This is a genomic window from Exiguobacterium sp. R-39 (assembly GCF_049942815.1).
Classification (GTDB): Bacteria; Bacillota; Bacilli; order Exiguobacteriales; family Exiguobacteriaceae; genus Exiguobacterium_A.
The window spans coordinates 2,651,294-2,667,801 of sequence record NZ_CP187965.1 but is presented as its reverse complement, the minus strand read 5'-3'; the positions used below and the strand labels follow the sequence as shown (position 1 = coordinate 2,667,801).

18 protein-coding genes are annotated in these 16,508 nt (G+C 34.1%); 13 read left to right on the top strand and 5 right to left on the bottom strand.

Annotated elements, in window-relative coordinates; all coding sequences use genetic code 11:
• The first annotated feature begins 2 nt into the window (after nucleotides 1-2).
• The 13 genes from ACP26N_RS13900 (at nucleotide 3) to ACP26N_RS13840 (ending at nucleotide 13,027) form a co-directional block, all read left to right on the top strand.
• On the top strand, nucleotides 3-878 hold the full coding sequence (locus ACP26N_RS13900; protein ID WP_426354158.1) for a glycosyltransferase family 2 protein: 876 nt from the start codon (nucleotides 3-5) through the stop codon (nucleotides 876-878).
• Complete coding sequence (locus tag ACP26N_RS13895) at nucleotides 868-2,217, top strand: hypothetical protein (protein ID WP_426354156.1); 1,350 nt, start codon at nucleotides 868-870, stop codon at nucleotides 2,215-2,217. Before ACP26N_RS13900 ends, ACP26N_RS13895 begins: the two co-directional genes overlap by 11 nt.
• 2 nt (nucleotides 2,218-2,219) lie before the next feature.
• Nucleotides 2,220-3,125 carry a glucose-1-phosphate thymidylyltransferase RfbA gene (rfbA, locus tag ACP26N_RS13890; protein ID WP_426354155.1) on the top strand — a complete coding sequence of 302 codons (906 nt, stop codon included), beginning with the start codon at nucleotides 2,220-2,222 and terminating at the stop codon, nucleotides 3,123-3,125.
• Nucleotides 3,122-3,679, top strand: a complete 558-nt coding sequence (gene rfbC / locus ACP26N_RS13885; RefSeq protein WP_426354153.1) for a dTDP-4-dehydrorhamnose 3,5-epimerase — start codon at nucleotides 3,122-3,124, stop codon at nucleotides 3,677-3,679. Before rfbA ends, rfbC begins: the two co-directional genes overlap by 4 nt.
• Nucleotides 3,680-3,681: 2 nt before the next feature.
• Nucleotides 3,682-4,668, top strand: coding sequence for a dTDP-glucose 4,6-dehydratase (gene rfbB / locus ACP26N_RS13880; protein ID WP_426354152.1), 987 nt, complete (start codon nucleotides 3,682-3,684; stop codon nucleotides 4,666-4,668).
• Nucleotides 4,665-5,528, top strand: a complete 864-nt coding sequence (gene rfbD / locus ACP26N_RS13875) for a dTDP-4-dehydrorhamnose reductase (protein ID WP_426354151.1) — start codon at nucleotides 4,665-4,667, stop codon at nucleotides 5,526-5,528. The genes rfbB and rfbD overlap by 4 nt, the downstream gene beginning before the upstream one ends.
• Nucleotides 5,529-5,533: 5 nt before the next feature.
• Nucleotides 5,534-6,559 carry an NAD-dependent epimerase gene (locus ACP26N_RS13870; RefSeq protein ID WP_426354150.1) on the top strand — a complete coding sequence of 342 codons (1,026 nt, stop codon included), beginning with the start codon at nucleotides 5,534-5,536 and terminating at the stop codon, nucleotides 6,557-6,559.
• Nucleotides 6,560-6,576: 17 nt separating this feature from the next.
• A complete protein-coding gene (locus tag ACP26N_RS13865) occupies nucleotides 6,577-7,743 on the top strand; it encodes a nucleotide sugar dehydrogenase (protein ID WP_426354148.1) in 1,167 nt (388 codons plus the stop codon).
• 42 nt (nucleotides 7,744-7,785) lie between these two features.
• Nucleotides 7,786-8,997 carry an acyltransferase family protein gene (locus tag ACP26N_RS13860; protein ID WP_426354147.1) on the top strand — a complete coding sequence of 404 codons (1,212 nt, stop codon included), beginning with the start codon at nucleotides 7,786-7,788 and terminating at the stop codon, nucleotides 8,995-8,997.
• A 173-nt stretch (nucleotides 8,998-9,170) separates the two neighbouring features.
• Nucleotides 9,171-10,418, top strand: coding sequence for an O-antigen ligase family protein (locus tag ACP26N_RS13855; protein WP_426354146.1), 1,248 nt, complete (start codon nucleotides 9,171-9,173; stop codon nucleotides 10,416-10,418).
• Nucleotides 10,419-10,438: 20 nt separating this feature from the next.
• Nucleotides 10,439-11,344 carry a right-handed parallel beta-helix repeat-containing protein gene (locus ACP26N_RS13850; protein ID WP_426354144.1) on the top strand — a complete coding sequence of 302 codons (906 nt, stop codon included), beginning with the start codon at nucleotides 10,439-10,441 and terminating at the stop codon, nucleotides 11,342-11,344.
• A 40-nt stretch (nucleotides 11,345-11,384) separates the two neighbouring features.
• Entirely contained in the window at nucleotides 11,385-11,894 is a 510-nt protein-coding gene (locus ACP26N_RS13845; RefSeq protein ID WP_426354142.1) for an acyltransferase, read from the top strand.
• 320 nt (nucleotides 11,895-12,214) lie between these two features.
• Complete coding sequence (locus ACP26N_RS13840) at nucleotides 12,215-13,027, top strand: tyrosine-type recombinase/integrase (RefSeq protein ID WP_426354140.1); 813 nt, start codon at nucleotides 12,215-12,217, stop codon at nucleotides 13,025-13,027.
• 106 nt (nucleotides 13,028-13,133) lie between these two features.
• On the opposite strand, the gene ACP26N_RS13835 is transcribed toward ACP26N_RS13840, so the two are convergent.
• The 5 genes from ACP26N_RS13835 to ACP26N_RS13815 are packed head-to-tail and all read right to left on the bottom strand — an operon-like array spanning nucleotide 13,134 to nucleotide 16,105.
• A complete protein-coding gene (locus tag ACP26N_RS13835; RefSeq protein WP_426354138.1) occupies nucleotides 13,134-13,520 on the bottom strand; it encodes a hypothetical protein in 387 nt (128 codons plus the stop codon).
• The gene (locus ACP26N_RS13830; RefSeq protein WP_119923519.1) at nucleotides 13,510-13,785 is read right to left on the bottom strand and encodes a hypothetical protein; all 276 of its coding nucleotides are present in this window, start codon (nucleotides 13,783-13,785) and stop codon (nucleotides 13,510-13,512) included. Before ACP26N_RS13830 ends, ACP26N_RS13835 begins: the two co-directional genes overlap by 11 nt.
• Nucleotides 13,782-15,158 (bottom strand): hypothetical protein, encoded by a 1,377-nt coding sequence (locus ACP26N_RS13825; RefSeq protein ID WP_426354136.1) that lies wholly within the window; start codon nucleotides 15,156-15,158, stop codon nucleotides 13,782-13,784. Before ACP26N_RS13825 ends, ACP26N_RS13830 begins: the two co-directional genes overlap by 4 nt.
• Entirely contained in the window at nucleotides 15,103-15,831 is a 729-nt protein-coding gene (locus ACP26N_RS13820) for an ATP-binding cassette domain-containing protein (RefSeq protein WP_426354134.1), read from the bottom strand. The genes ACP26N_RS13825 and ACP26N_RS13820 overlap by 56 nt, the downstream gene beginning before the upstream one ends.
• A gap of 55 nt (nucleotides 15,832-15,886) precedes the next feature.
• Entirely contained in the window at nucleotides 15,887-16,105 is a 219-nt protein-coding gene (locus tag ACP26N_RS13815; RefSeq protein ID WP_026830228.1) for a hypothetical protein, read from the bottom strand.
• Between the last annotated feature and the right edge of the window lie 403 nt (nucleotides 16,106-16,508).

Sequence of the window (16,508 nt, the reverse complement as noted above, 5' to 3'; positions counted from 1 at the left end):
AATTGGATTTAAGTTTTATAATCGTTAACTATAATACATCACTTCTAGTAGAAAATTGCATTAATTCTTTATTAAAAAATAAAACATTAGAAGAAATAAAATTTGAGATAGTAGTTGTAGATAATGGGTCAATAGATAATTCCGTTCCTTTTCTTATTGAAAAATATAAAACATTAAAAAACATTAAAATTATAGACTCTAAAAAAAATAATGGTTTTGGCAAAGGTAATAATATTGGTGTATCAAATAGTAGTGGTAAGTTCATTTGTTGTATCAATAGTGATACAATTTCTCAAAATACGGACTATCCAAAAATGTTAAGTTATTTTAAAAATCAAGAAATAGGAATATTAGGAGCGAAAGTGCTCAATAAAGATAATAGTATTCAAAGCTTAGGATTTAAAAAACCAAGTATAAAAAATGACTTTTTATTAAGTTTTTTATTTTGGAATTTCAATTTTATGAAAAAAATAAGATACCACAAATATAAAAATAAAGGATTAATTAATGTGGATTGGGTTTCTGGTTGTTTCTTTTTGATTCGTAAAAGTACTTTTGAAGAAGTAAAAGGATTTGATGAAAAAATCTTTATGTATTCAGAGGACTTAGATTTGTCAGTTAGAGTAGAGAACGTGGGCTTGAAAAATTATGTTTTAGATACAACTGATATTTATCATTTACATGGTGGATCTACAAACAATAAAAAACCGAATCTCCAAAAAATGCTTGACGAGAAAAAAAATTATTTCTATGTGATCCAAAAAAATAAATTGGCTAATTCCTTAGAACTATTTTTAATCAAAATCTTCACTAAAATGCATGTACTTATGTTGTACATATTAAAAAATGTTGTAAGGAAGATTAAAATTGAAAATTAAAAATATACTCATTATTTTAAACTCAAATTTTATAATGTTAGCAGGAAGCTTGCTATTAACTTTTTTGATTCCTATATACTTATCTGTAAATGACTTTGCAGAATATAGAAAATATATTTTGTATATATCATACATTGGTCTTTTTAGTTTTGGATTTATTGATGGGTCATTATTGAAATATGGGCATAAGTATCTAGAAGATAAAACATTATTCATTCAAAGAGACTTTAGATTTATTTTGAAATTTCAAATAATCATTTCTTTAATTATTGTAATTATTTCTTTAGTTTTTAAAGATTTAATACTATTTTTATTAGCATTAGTTGTTTTCCCTATAAATATGACAACATATTTCAAAATGATCTACCAAGCCACCGGGTCATATAAAAACTACTCTTTATTAAATATAATATATTCTATTGTCAATACACTAAGTATCTCTTTTGTAATTTATCTTGGTTTATTTGGATATAAAGTATTAATAATAGCTACTTTATTAAGTTACTGGTTGGTTTATTTTGTAGCACAATATAAAATGATTAAATTTTCAAAACAAATGTTAAGTAATAATTTAGAGAATGATTATACCATTAAGAACATATTTTCAACTGGATACATTGTATTGATTTCGAATTTAGCAATTTTATTTTTTTACAACATTGGATTATGGGTAGTGAATTTTTTATTTTCCAATAGTGAATTTGCAAATTATTCATTAGCAAATTCTATGCAAAATATGATTTTATTAATAGTAAATAGTGCAAGTGTTGTTTTCTTTAAATATATTTTTTCTGAAGAAAACGATAATAAAATAAAAAAAATAAATGAGATGTTACTATTCTTTGGCTTTATTTCATTTACTTCTTTTTTTGTATTAAAAGCGATTATAGATGTATTTTTTGTTGATTACATAATTTCTTTGAGTATTTTAAAATTTTTGATTATGTGTTTACCTTTTACAATGATTTATAATATTTCCTTCATTAATTATTATAAAAAGCATACAATGAATTTTAAAATGTTGAAATCAATTGTCTACTTAAGTATTTTTAATTTGGTCGTAAGTATATCATTATCACTAATGTTTGAGAGCGTAATTTTAGTAGCTTTTACTTCATTTTTAAGTTCTGTTTTACTAAATATATATATAACGTTATTTGATTTGAAAATGTTTAGAATAAGTATAAAGCAATGGACATACATGCTGTTTACCATCTCAATATTTTATTTGTTAAGCGAAAAAGAATGGTATATAGGATTGTTATACTACGTGACTTACTTGGTACTATCTTTAATTTTATTTAAGTTACTAAAAATAAAAAAAAGACGGGAGCCTTAAATATGAAAGGTATCATTCTGGCTGGTGGAAGTGGAACCAGGTTGTATCCACTGACAAAATCAATATCTAAACAATTGCTACCGGTATACGATAAACCGATGATTTACTATCCGATGTCGACTTTAATGTTAGCTGGAATCAAAGAAATATTAATTATTTCAACACCAGAGGATACACCACGCTTTGAACAACTGCTTGGTAATGGAGAAGAACTTGGACTCTCCTTGTCATATAAAGTTCAGGACTCTCCTGACGGTCTTGCTCAAGCATTTCTAATAGGAGAAGAGTTTATCGGAGAGGATTCTGTTGCTCTTGTGCTCGGCGATAACATCTATTATGGTCATGGGTTCACAGATTTACTTCAAAAAGCAGCTTCTTTAGAAGAAGGATCAACTGTTTTTGGTTATCATGTTCACGATCCAGAACGTTTTGGCGTTGTTGAATTTGACGATGATCAAAACGTGATTTCAATCGAAGAAAAACCTGAAGTCGCTAAGAGTAACTACGCTATTACTGGACTTTATTTTTATGATAATCGAGTCGTGGATTTTGCTAAATCCTTAAAACCTTCTTCAAGGGGAGAACTCGAGATTACAGATTTAAACAAATGTTACCTTGAAGATAACTCCTTACGTGTCGAGTTACTCGGGCGCGGATTTGCATGGCTTGATACAGGAACACATGAATCGTTGCTTGAAGCATCGACGTTTATCGAAACGATTGAAAGACGTCAGAAACTAAAAATCGCTTGTCTTGAAGAAATTTCATATCGCATGGGGTACATTTCTAAAGGACAGTTGATTGAATTAGCACAGCCATTACAAAAAAATGCTTATGGTCAGTACCTACTTCATGTTGCGAAAACAGTGAAAGATACTTCTGAGAAGAAAGCAGGTCTTACTTTATGAAAGTAATAAAAAGTAAATTAGAAGGCGTTCTTTTGCTAGAACCTAACGTATTTGGTGATCATCGCGGTTTTTTCATGGAAAGCTATAATCGTCAAGTTTTTCATGATTTGAGTATTACACATGAGTTCATTCAAGATAATCATTCACTTTCTAAAGAAGCCGGTGTGTTACGCGGTATGCATTATCAGTTGGAACCAAAAGCACAAACAAAGCTCGTTCGAGTGGGATCAGGAGCAATCTATGACGTAGTGGTTGATATGCGGATTGGTTCACCTACCTACGGAGAATGGGAAGGATTTATTTTAAGTGGACATAATAAACATCAGTTGCTTGTTCCAAAAGGTTTTGCACATGGTTTTTGTACGCTGACTGAGGATGTCAATGTTCTCTATAAAGTAGATGAATTGTATTCGGCTGAACATGATTGTGGCATTCAGTGGAATGACCCTGAATTAAATATTAAGTGGCCAGTGACAAACCCGATTCTATCAGAAAAAGATACAAAACATCCGATGTTAAAAGATACAGAAAATAATTTTAAATGGAGTGAATGATTATGAATTTAATCGTTACTGGTGGTGCTGGTTTTATTGGAAGTAACTTTGTCCGTCATATGCTCAATACATATCCTGACTATACAATCATCAATCTTGACTTGCTAACCTATGCAGGAAACAAAGAGAGTTTGGCTGATTTAATCGATAATCCTAAACATGTTTTTGTGGAAGGAAACATCACAGATCGTGATTTGTTAGATCAACTGATTACAGATTATAAAATAGACGGCATCATTAACTTTGCTGCTGAGTCGCACGTGGATCGTAGCATCTTGAATCCAGAAGTCTTCGTCGAAACAAATATTCAAGGAACATTGGCATTGTTAGACGCTGCTCGTAAGCACAAGTTGAAGAAGTATGTTCAAGTCTCAACAGATGAAGTGTACGGTTCGCTTGGTGCTGAAGGATACTTCACGGAAGATACACCGCTTGCACCAAATAGTCCATATTCAGCCTCTAAAGCTGGTGCAGATATGTTAGTCCGTTCATATTTTGAAACATACGGTATGGATGTCAATATTACACGCTGTTCAAATAACTATGGACCGTATCATTTTCCGGAAAAATTAATTCCTTTAATGATTACGAATGCAATGGATCAAAAGAATCTCCCGATTTATGGAGATGGTGAAAATATTCGTGACTGGCTTCATGTAACCGATCATTGTGCGGCAATTGATTTAGTTTTCCACAAAGGTAAATCCGGTGAAGTTTACAATGTTGGCGGACATAACGAGAGAACAAACAATCAAATCGTTGATTTAATTGTTGACCGCTTGGATGTTTCGAAAGACTTGGTAACATATGTTGAAGATCGTTTAGGGCATGACCGTCGTTATGCGATTGATCCAATCAAATTAGAGACAGAATTAGGATGGAAGCCAAAATATACGTTTGATACAGGAATCGTTGAAACAATTGACTGGTATTTAGCAAACGAAGCTTGGTGGCGTCCACTTAAAGAAAAAGCAGAACTCGTGAAATGAAAAAAACTATCTTGATTACAGGTACCAACGGACAATTAGGTACAGATTTAGTTCATTTAGTCGATTCCTCATTGTATGAAGTCGTTGCTTTTACGAAGCAGGGTTTAGATATTACGGATTATCCAGTTGTTGAAGAAACAATTCAACGAATTAAACCGGACTGGATTCTACATGCAGCTGCTTACACCAATGTTGAAGCAGCCGAAGATGAAGGGAAGGAAATGAATTGGCTTGTTAATGCGACAGGTACAGAAAATGTTGCAAATGCAGCCAAGCAAGTTGGAGCAAAAATGGTTTATGTCAGCACGGACTATGTATTCGATGGCACAAAATCAACAGAGTATGAAGTGACAGATCAAGTTAACCCGTTGAATGAGTACGGCAAAGCTAAGTTGGTTGGAGAACAGGCTGTACAAAGTATTTTAGGAAGCGACGGATATATTGTAAGAACTTCATGGGTATTCGGTGTTCATGGTAATAATTTTGTTTATACGATGATGAAATTAGCTCAGACACGTTCTGAACTCAATGTAGTTGCTGATCAATTTGGTCGGCCGACGTTTTCAGAAGACTTGGCACAATTTATGTTATATCTTGTGGGAGATTCTAAAATTCCAGGTGGAATTTATCATTTTTCTAATGACGAATCCTGTTCGTGGTATGAATTTGCAACAGAAATTTTGGCAGATACCACTACAACAGTAAATCCATGTAATTCAGATGCTTTTCCACAAAAAGCAGAACGTCCGCATAATTCAATTCTTAGCTTACTCTCTATAAGCGATTTGAATTATGCGGTACCAACTTGGAAAAATTCTCTGACAAGATTTAAAGAAAAAACTCTAGAAAATAAGGTGTGAAAATAGTGAATGTCACTGCGAAAATTTTAATCACAGGTGCCGCTGGTTTTATTGGTGTGCATTTATCAAATCAGTTAACGAATCATGGTTATAGTGTAATAGGTTTGGATAATATGAATACCTACTACGACTTAAATTTAAAAAAAGACCGACTAGCTCAGCTAAACGATAATAGAAATTTTACGTTTGTTGAATGTGACTTAACGGATCAAGAACGTATCAATAGAATTTTTGAAGAACATCAACCTGCGGTTGTCATCAATTTAGCAGCTCAAGCAGGCGTCCGATACTCGATTGAGAATCCGTATGCCTATTTAGATTCCAATTTAACCGGATTCCTTAATATCTTAGAGGCTTGTCGGAATTATCCAGTCGATCATTTACTTTATGCCTCGTCTAGTTCTGTATATGGTGGAAATAAGGTCGCACCGTTCTCGACTAATCATAATGTTGATCATCCAGTCAGTCTTTATGCTGCGACTAAAAAATCGAATGAATTGATGGCACATACATACAGTCATCTCTACAATATCCCAACGACAGGACTTCGATTCTTTACGGTATATGGTCCGTGGGGGCGTCCGGATATGGCGTACTTCTCCTTTACAAAAGATATTATTGAGGGGAATCCCATTAAAGTGTTTAATCATGGAAAAATGGAACGTGATTTCACCTATATCGATGACATTGTAGAAGGAATCGTCAAACTCATTCCACGTGCACCAGAAAAGAATTCGGATTGGGATGAAAGTGTTGACGAATTGGGTGCAAGTTTTGCCCCTTACCGTGTTTATAATATTGGGAACAACAGCCCTGTCCCATTAATGAAGTTCATTAATGTACTAGAAGAAAAGATTGGTAAAGAAGCGAACAAACAGTACATGGAGATGCAGCCAGGTGATGTTCTTCGCACTTACGCAGATGTCTCTGAACTCGAGCGTGATATTGATTTTAAACCAAGCACAACTATTGAAGAAGGTCTTGGCAAGTTTGTTGACTGGTATAAAGAGTACTACAACGTCAAATTATAAGGAAGGAGAGACTTTAAATGAAAATTACAGTAGCAGGAACAGGATATGTCGGTCTTTCCATGGCTGTCTTACTCGCACAGCATAATGAGGTTACATCGATTGATATCATTAAAGAACGCGTCGAGCTCGTCAATGATCGAAAATCACCAATCGTGGATGCTGAAATCGAAAACTTTTTACAAAATAAAGACTTGAATCTACATGCGACAACCGATAATTTTGAAGCATATAAAGATGCTGAATTCGTCATTATTGCGACTCCGACGGATTACGATCCAACACGGAACTACTTTAATACTCGTACCGTTGAGAGCGTCATCGCGACAGTCCTTGCCATCAATCCGGATGCGACAATGGTCATCAAATCGACGGTACCGGTTGGCTATACGCAAGAGCTAAAAGAGAAGTTTGATACACCAAACATTATCTTCTCACCAGAGTTCTTGCGTGAAGGGCAGGCACTGCATGACAATCTTTATCCTTCACGTATCGTCGTCGGGGAACAATCAGAACGAGCGCAGCAATTTGCGGATCTATTACTTGAAGGAGCAATCAAAAAGGATGTACCGATTCTTTTGACAGATTCGACTGAAGCTGAAGCCATCAAGTTGTTCTCCAATACGTATCTTGCGATGCGTGTCGCGTTCTTTAACGAACTCGATACGTATGCAGAAGTCCGTAATCTTGATACAAAACAAATCATTGAAGGTGTCGGGCTTGATAGCCGGATTGGCAATCATTATAACAATCCTTCTTTCGGATATGGTGGGTACTGCTTACCGAAAGATACAAAGCAACTCCTTGCGAACTACGATGAAGTGCCGAATAACATTATCGGGGCAATCGTTGAAGCGAACCGGACACGGAAAGATTATATTGCAGATACAATTATCAAGCAAAATCCGAAAGTTGTTGGAGTTTATCGTCTAACGATGAAAACAGACTCAGACAACTTCCGTGCTTCTTCGATTCAAGGCATCATGAAACGAATCAAGGCAAAAGGAATCGAAGTGACAGTCTTCGAACCTGTGTTGACGGAAGATACATTCTACAACTCACGTGTCATTCGTGACCTTGAAGCGTTTAAGCAAGAATCAGATGTGATAATTTCTAATAGAATGCACCCTGAGTTAAGTGATGTTGAAGAAAAAGTTTATACAAGAGACTTATACAGTAGAGATTAAATAGAGAATTAATGAAGAATTAAAATAAGGGACGTGAAGCGAGTGGGGCATAGATATGAAGAATTTGATTCGATAAGAGGGATTGCTTCTTTAAGCGTTCTGTTTCATCATTGTTTAATAGTGGTACCTATTTTTTATGCTGCTCATCTTCATCAACAGAACTCAGATATGTTAGTAAATGTTTTTTCAAATTCGCCTTTACACGTTGTGTGGGCTGGACATGAGGCAGTTATTCTATTTTTTGTCTTAAGTGGATTTGTACTTTCACTTCCTATTTTGAATGGGAAACCACTTCAGTATAAAAGCTACTTAATCAAAAGATTTTGCAGAATATATCTTCCATATATATTTGTTATGGTACTCTCTTACACTTTTTATATGATATATAAAAACTTTAACTTGATTGATAATTTTTCCGAAAGTACAAGTATTTGGTTTAATACTATGTGGTCAGAAAATCCAGATTTTAAATCAATTATTTCAATTATACTTATGTTAGGTTATGGAACACATAATTTAAATACAGTTACCTGGAGTCTTATTCATGAGATGAGAATTTCTATTTTTTTCCCTTTTATAATATTGTTTGTTAATAAAAAAAATCCACTAAAATTCTTTATGATAGCTATTAGTGTACTTTTCTCAATTTGGTTATTATTTATGTTTGTATCTAACCTTGGTATAAGTGAAGTCGTTTCTTACTTATTTTATAGTATCGGTTATACTTTTTATTATAGTATTTTTTTCGTATTTGGGGGAATGTTAGCTAGATATAGAAGTAAGCTTTCTAATGTATTTTATAAAGCAAAAATAGAAATGAAAATTTTTGCAATTTTACTCTTTATATTTGGTTATACTATTGAGTGGAATACAACATTTGGTAGTTATTTGAAATATAGTGAATTTTTAAATCTTAAGCTCTTAGTTAATTTTTTGATCGATTTTACGATAGCATTTAGCGTTTGCTTGTTGTTTATTATTGTATTAGGTTCTGGATTATTCAAAAGTATTTTGAAAAGACAAGAATTATTATATCTAGGTAAGATTTCGTTTAGTTTGTACTTGATACATCCTATTAGTTTAATGATGTTAATACATTTATTTAAAGAAACTTTAAATTTAGAATTTTTAATTTTAATTTCAGCTTTACTTTCAATAATATTCGCACATTTTTTGTACAAATACATAGAAATTCCTACAATAACACTAGGTAAAAAACTCAGTAAAAGCAGTGAAAAGAAAAAAGTTGCTTAATTTTCTTTTCACTGCTTTTTTATAATAGTTAAATTAAGTGTAATTAATAATATATTATAAAATTGATTTAATAGATTTGTTTAAAATCAAATAGTCTTTTTTTAAAAAATCTATAAAAATGTACAATTAAATTTATAAGTTATTTAGTTATGAATATAAGGAGAGATACAAAAATGAAGTTGTTATTGTTATATTTAGTTTCATTTGGTTTTATAAGTGCATTTGCTATAAACAAATGGGCGTCCATTCCTTTAATATTATCTTTACTGATATTAATTCAAACCATGTTTTTGGCATTCAAAAACAACGTAAACTTAATAAATAATAAATATATATCAATGTATATTTATCTATTTTTACTAGCAACTTCTTTTAGTTATTTATTGCAAGTTAATACATTCGGCTTTCAAATAAAAGGTTTTACTCACACTGTTTCTTATTTTCTAGTGATTATTCTATATTTTTTGAGTATCGAGTTATCTTTTAGAATACACAATGTTTCGATTAGCATTATTTTTAAGTATATATCTAAAGGAATCTTAATAGTTTCGTTTTTTACTTTGATCGAATTTATCAGCAAGAATTTTTTTATGTTTGATTTTGATAAATACATCCCTAGAGCTCAAGTAGAACAGTTTGATGCAATTTATAATACTGGATTTAGAATATTTTTTAGATCAAGAGGAACTACTGAAGAATCTGGAGTCTTAGCAATGTATTTATTAATGTTTTTCCCTTTTGTAGTTTACTATTATAAATTTATTAACATCAGCAGAAAAAAACTTATAGGATCAATTGTAATAATTTTATTGGCAATATTCAGCACGTTTAGCGCAGCTGGTTTTATTGAATTACTTATTGCTCTTTTGATTGTTATTCTATTAGCTATAATGAAAAAAATTAAAAATGGTTTTTCAAGTATACCGATTTTTTCAATTTTATTAACTATAATTTTAATGATTTTAGCTTTAATAAGTATTGTATATAAAAGGATAGATTTTGATTTTCTTGAAGGGATTTTTGTCAAGCTTACTTTTAGTAATGAATCATTTTCAGCAGGTTCAAGGTTGGAGCGGTGGAATTATGCCTTTTCATTGATTCAAAGCAATCCTATTTTTGGACACGGTGCTGGAATTGCAACTTTACAAAATGGGACAGGTAGTACAAATTTTTATTTAGAAGTGCTTATTGAAACTGGTTTTGTAGGTTTTTTGTTAATGCTAGCATTATTTATAGCTATATTTAAAATGATTTTCAAAATGAATGATAGTATAAAATATGTTTACTTATTTTCTATCATAATTGTTTTAATACATTCTATAGTAATTTCACAATACCTCTTACCATGGATTTGGACATTGTTAGCTATTATTAGCTATCACTACTATATGAATAAAGAAGAAGAGGATAATATATTTTGAATAATTGTAGGGAAAAACTTTTGCTAGCAATTTTAATAACAATATTGATTCCAAGCATTATATATATATATTGGACTAATAATATAAAAACAGCACTTCCTAGTGTTTTTGTAGAAGATTTTAAAGCAGTTCCAAACGATAGAATAGATGATACTGACCAAATCCAAGAAGCAATTAATCATTTGAACAAGCATGGAGGTGGAGTAATTAAATTTCAAAAAGGGATTTATTTAATAGATGCTTTAAAGTCAATTGAATTAAAAGATAATATTACTTTAGAGTTTAAAAAAGGTTCCATTTTAAAAGCCCTTCCTAACAGCGCAGAAGGATATGAAATGTTGAGTATTCATGATGTAAAAAATATAGAAATATTAGGAGCTGTAAAAATTATAGGCGAAAGAAATGAACATTTAGGCGTTACAGGAGAATGGGGAATAGGTATTAGCATAAAAGGGTCTACAGGGGTTCATATTGAAAAATCTACAATTACAAATTGTTGGGGGGATGGTATATATATCGGTAGGTCTAATAAAAAAAAATACAGTAAAAACATTACTATAGAAAATGTAAAATTTCATAACAATAGACGTCAAGGAATTTCTATTATTTCAGTAATTAATCTTAAAGCAACTAATATTACTGTTAACAACACCAATGGTACAAAACCTGAAAGTGGGATTGATTTAGAACCTAATCGTCCAGATGAATTTTTACAAAATGTGGAAATAGTTAATCTGTATACAAAAAATAACCAAGGATATGGTTTACTCTTTGCTATAGGACGATTATCTGAGAGTGAAAATTATATAAACATTAAAGTTACTAATACTAAAAACATCAAAGATAATATAGGGATATTTGTACCAAATAGGATAAAGGGAAAAATCAAAATAGGTGATGAATATATATTAAACACATCACGATGAAATGTTTAAAAAATATTGAAATAAGTTGGAGGCATAGACTTTGATTGATAAAATTAGTTTTGTTGTTAAACAAAAGTTAAGAGATATGATAATTAATTCCATTGCTTCATCTTATTTTATGCCATTAATAGTTCGTAAAAAAATTTATAATATTTTTGGAATAAAGACGTATACAAAAGCTATTCGACCTAATTGTTATTTTGGTGGAAATAATATAGAAATAGGCAAAGGGACAACTGTAAATGGAGGTTGTTATTTCGAAAATCTTGAAAAAATCAAAATAGGTAAAAACTGCGATATTGCAATGGAAGTACTCTTTTGTACTTCTACGCATGAGTTAGGTGCAAGCAATAAACGAGCAGGAAAGCCTTATGGTCAGTCTATTTATATTGGCGATGGTTGTTGGATTGGAGCAAGAGTTACTATACTGCCAGGTGTAATAGTTGGAAATGGATGTGTGATTGGAGCAGGATCTTTAGTTACAAAGGATTGTGAACCTAACAGTCTTTATTTAGGGTCACCTGCGAAAAAAATTAAAGAATTAAATTAAGTGAAACAAATTATAATTTGTAATAGAAATATTCACACTAAGCTTTAAGTAAAATGTTGGGGAATTAAACAGTGTCTTTTGATGACATAGTCTTACAAATAGTTTTAAATGACATATTATTAATATGGTATGTATGAAATGATATAGATTGGTTTATTTTTATTTATTAAACTCTGAAACGGTAATCTGTTTCTACAGCGATGATGTTGAATCTAATTTATTAGAATATGATTGTATTTAAATTCTCATTAGTAGAAATTTCATAGTGTACAGTATAGTCTGGAAATAATTCTGATGGGAAAATCAAAGGAGGACTTCTCATGATTCATTACGACTATTTAGAATGTTATCTTCTTGCGCATATTACTTACAGTAAGCAGACAATCAAAGCTTATCGTAGTGATCTCCGACAGATAAAGAAAAATTGTGTAGAATGGTCAGTGAAGTCCCTTCAAACGTATTTTAATCAGTTTGTTCAAAAGTATAAACCAACAACGGCGATGCGACGATATCATGCCTTGATGGCACTTGGGAACGAACTTGTCCGAGCGAAACGGCTCAAAGAAAATCCAATGAAACAAGTCCGTCTAATTGTTCACCAGCACGTCCAGCAACGCGAATATCATCCACTCGAAGAAACAATCCAAATGATTCGTTACATTACGGATCCGACCTATCGTCTCTTCTTTGAACTCATCAGTCAAACGGGCCTCCGCTTCATGGAGGCCCGTTTGTTGTCGATTGAAGATATTCAGTTTGAGAAGTTAGCGTTATTCGTGAGACACGGGAAAGGACGGCGCTTGCGGACGATTCCACTAGGGGAGGGACTTGCGAGTAAAATTCAAGCGTTTTTAGAAGGACGGACGACAGGACTCGTCTTTCGTTCCGTCCGTGGTCAAGCGATCAACGCACAGCGGGCTCGTGATACGTTACGTGCACAGTCGGTTGCTGCCCGTGGACGACCGTTACATCCGCATGACTTACGTGTTTCCTTTGCAACATATCTTTATCAGACGGGTAATCGGAAATTACATGAGATTCAACGGTTGCTCGGTCACAGTAGTTCCTGGACGACATATATCCTGGAGGAAGAAACGAAGCTCCAGCAAGTCATCGATGCATTGTCGGCGTGAGCTAATTGATCGAGGACCGAGCAGGCGCATGACGGTCGGTAAATCGGCTTGATGCTCCTGGTAAATCGTCGTCGCACAAGTCTGCACTTTTGTTTTTCATTACAAATCAGCTTCTTTGTTTGATCCACTTCTGTTTTTGAATCATTTTAACGAGTGATAAAAATATCATCTGTCCGTCTGTCGTGACCGGGAAAAAGTTAAATACATTTACTAAACAAAGTATTTTCACCACTACCCACGCTCCGCCGTCCCCTTCGACCCATATACCAAAAGAGAAAAGAAGTAATGGTGCTGAACCTGAAATGATCAGATTTTGCCAGTCTACATGAGTATTATGATAACGGACCGTCGGAGTCAGAAAACGGTCGAATGTCACGCGTGGCTGACGTCGGAAGAGAAGCGCAAAACACCAATGGATACTTTCATGAATAGTCACGACTAAACCAATTAACAGTACATAACTGATCAGGAGCAGCAGTGTCTCAGCTGTCATGTCGAGCAGAAGTCCGTCGTGTCTGCATGAATAATCCAAATAAAGTGAACAGTACGATAAAGGCGAGATACATGAGGAGCGCCTGTAATGTGAGTGAGAAATGCGTATTCAGTTCTTCTTTCGTCATCACAGTAGAAATTTTCAGACCGGTCATCGTTGTCACAACACTGGTTTCATTGATTTGGAAAAGCTCATAAATGTAATCAATCAAAAAGATGACCGCCCAGATTACAGTTCCTACACCAATCAATTTTGTGATTTTCATTTTGCCACCTCGTATTCTTTCTTTAGTATGAGATACAATACACCGAGCAAGAACAATAATGCAGGGTATAGCGCACCGTCTATGCTGACAAGTACTGATAGGAGAATAATTAAGATAATCGTCAAGACGGAAGCAATCGTCTCGTTGATATTACTTTGTGATTTCGGAAACAAAAACCCTGCGATTGTTGCCGCAAAAAAGATATTGATCCCGTATAGATAGGGGTTCAAACTACTTGTCTCGACAATCCCGACATATAAGGCAGGGGCCATTAGAATGATTGACACTCCGAGTAGGGAGCCAAGCTCCATCAACGGATGGATGCGGTATAATCCATACAGTTTGCGTACCGCCAACGTCGCATCTGCATAAGTGATCGTTACGATTCCTAAAATCGGTAAAAGGAATAACCACAGTTGCATCGTCCCCCCCAGACCCACTTGATAGAGCGCCCCGGCTGACATGACAGCTAGTAATGCCCAGAAATAAAGGAAGTTCTTACTTCGAATAATGGCCGGCATCGTTGTTGCCAGTCCAATATTAAAAGCGGGCAAGCCCAATTTAAAGTAACTCTGACGCACATAAAGATGGTTGCGGGAGAAGAATAGGGTTTGCAGGAGATACGCAGCTCCTCCAATCAAGATGCTTCCTGCCAGTACGAATAGGGTTAGTGTAAGAATAGAGTACGGCAGCGTGCTGACCCAAACATCGATTTGAAATCGTGTCTTGATTAAATGAAAGGTCACTAGGCCGATCAGACATAAATCGAGCACGAATCCTAATAGGGTGCGCTTCAGTCCGGAGATGTTTTGTAACAGGGCTGCGTACAAAAAATCAAGAATCCAAAAGCTTGCAATAAATACAGTATGTAGCGTTAAGAGCACAAGAAGCGCAGTTCCCCATTGCATCGGAATCAACTTCAGTGCAGGTGCCACGATAATCATCAATAACTCAAAAAAGACAAGTGCGACACTCAGTTTAAACAAGCGTTGGCTGACATTAACTTCCCGTTCAGAAAAAGGAAGTGTCTTGGCGAAAAATAAAGAGTTTCGATTCAACGAGACTGTTGCGTTCAACAGAATGAACATGAACGTTCCTAAAATGAAAACGACATTGAAGTAACTGCTCAACGTCATTTTTCCTGCTAACAAGAGTGTCGCCTGATCAGCTTCTTTCGCATTGGTCGTCAACGTCGAAAGTTGGACCATATTTAAATAAAAGTATCCGAGGTAGGCTGCAGTCAGCAGTAGTAATAATCCGTAACGGTTCAATCGGCTACGAAAGAACGGACGATTGAACAAACCATGAAATGTATCGTTATAGAAGAACTTCAGAAGACATAAAATGTTTTTGGACGATGGCGAACTTCTCACGCAAGACCTCCTCTTGTTTTATGACTTGTGTCAATTCTTCGGGAGACCCCTCAAAGTGTATAAGGGAACCATGACGCATGAGTCTGACGTCATTCGGAAAACGATCAATCGTGTTCCGTTCATGCGATACGATGATGATTTTCTTCGTCTCGCCAACCGCTGCGAACAGCTCCTGTACAAGAAGGGAGGTATCGAAATCCAGTCCGCCGAAAATTTCATCTGCGATTATATACTCAGTATTGGCAGCGAGTGCTGCAACAATTTGAATTTTCTTCTTCATTCCAAAGGAGTACGATTCGATGGTTTTATGTTGTCCATCCGCTAAATCGAGTAGTTCGATTAAGATGGGTGCTTTCTCATACTCACTTGTCTCGTATCGACTTAAAACGAACTGTACATATTCTTTGCCTGTCATGTATCCAGGTAAATAAAAATCTGAAGGTAGATAGAAGAACTTAGACTTATATGCTTTGCTTCCTGGAGATAACTCATCAATCAAAATGTCACCACGATCTGCTTCGAGTAAGTTTGTCATCATGTTTAGTAATGTCGTTTTCCCACTACCGTTTGTCCCGACGATCACAGAAACACCGGTTTTTGAGAACGTTGTTGATAATTGATCAATAATACAATTTTTTTTGAACGACTTCGTTAACTGTTTGATTTCAATCATTTTCTCGCCTCCTAAGAAAAACGGGAGCCCGAAGAGCCCCCGCCTATTAAGTACGTTACGAGGCTTTACAGCCAATACCCATTTGCCAAATCTTTGGCCAATTCAGCTTTACGTTTCCATTAAAGCTGTAGCCGCGGCTTGTGCAATAAAAGGCATATGCAAAAATTCCAACTAAAAGGACTAACGCAAATACCATCCAGAACCACTTGTTTTCGATCATGTTAAAGAATTTTTCTTCCAATGATAACTGATACGACACGAACATTGCAGACATCCGAATTCCTCCTTTCTCTTTTAAGATAGAAAGTTATTCATCCTCATGAAACATGGCATTAGTTTTTTGAAGAGAAAATTAAAACTTCCTTCCACTTGATTGTAACAAAAATTCCAATATTAGGAACAAGTCCTTTTGGAGCATCTTACTCAAAGAATAATCATGACTTTTCTACCGAGGATTTCTCTAATACTAGTAGGTTATTAACTTGTTTTATAAATATCTGAATGAAACGTCCTACAAAAAGTAAAGATTATTCTCATAGTAGAATTAGATATATTATGGAAGAGGTGTTTGACATTACGTATTAATTGAGAAAACGATGACATAAACCAGTATCGTTTTTAAGTGTGGGTCAGATAGTCTTCAGGAGATTTTTAGAGGATGGATAATTTGGTATTTT

What these genes read in the sequence shown, in the direction of transcription:
- rfbA (WP_426354155.1), top strand. Translation starts at nt 2,220, where the DNA reads ATGAAAGGTATCATTCTGGCTGGTGGAAGTGGAACCAGGTTGTATCCA.
- rfbC (WP_426354153.1), top strand. Translation starts at nt 3,122, where the DNA reads ATGAAAGTAATAAAAAGTAAATTAGAAGGCGTTCTTTTGCTAGAACCT.
- rfbB (WP_426354152.1), top strand. Translation starts at nt 3,682, where the DNA reads ATGAATTTAATCGTTACTGGTGGTGCTGGTTTTATTGGAAGTAACTTT.
- rfbD (WP_426354151.1), top strand. Translation starts at nt 4,665, where the DNA reads ATGAAAAAAACTATCTTGATTACAGGTACCAACGGACAATTAGGTACA.
- ACP26N_RS13865 (WP_426354148.1), top strand. Translation starts at nt 6,577, where the DNA reads ATGAAAATTACAGTAGCAGGAACAGGATATGTCGGTCTTTCCATGGCT.
- ACP26N_RS13855 (WP_426354146.1), top strand. Translation starts at nt 9,171, where the DNA reads ATGAAGTTGTTATTGTTATATTTAGTTTCATTTGGTTTTATAAGTGCA.
- ACP26N_RS13840 (WP_426354140.1), top strand. Translation starts at nt 12,215, where the DNA reads ATGATTCATTACGACTATTTAGAATGTTATCTTCTTGCGCATATTACT.
- ACP26N_RS13835 (WP_426354138.1), bottom strand. Translation starts at nt 13,520, where the DNA reads ATGACAGCTGAGACACTGCTGCTCCTGATCAGTTATGTACTGTTAATT.
- ACP26N_RS13830 (WP_119923519.1), bottom strand. Translation starts at nt 13,785, where the DNA reads ATGAAAATCACAAAATTGATTGGTGTAGGAACTGTAATCTGGGCGGTC.
- ACP26N_RS13820 (WP_426354134.1), bottom strand. Translation starts at nt 15,831, where the DNA reads ATGATTGAAATCAAACAGTTAACGAAGTCGTTCAAAAAAAATTGTATT.
- ACP26N_RS13815 (WP_026830228.1), bottom strand. Translation starts at nt 16,105, where the DNA reads ATGTCTGCAATGTTCGTGTCGTATCAGTTATCATTGGAAGAAAAATTC.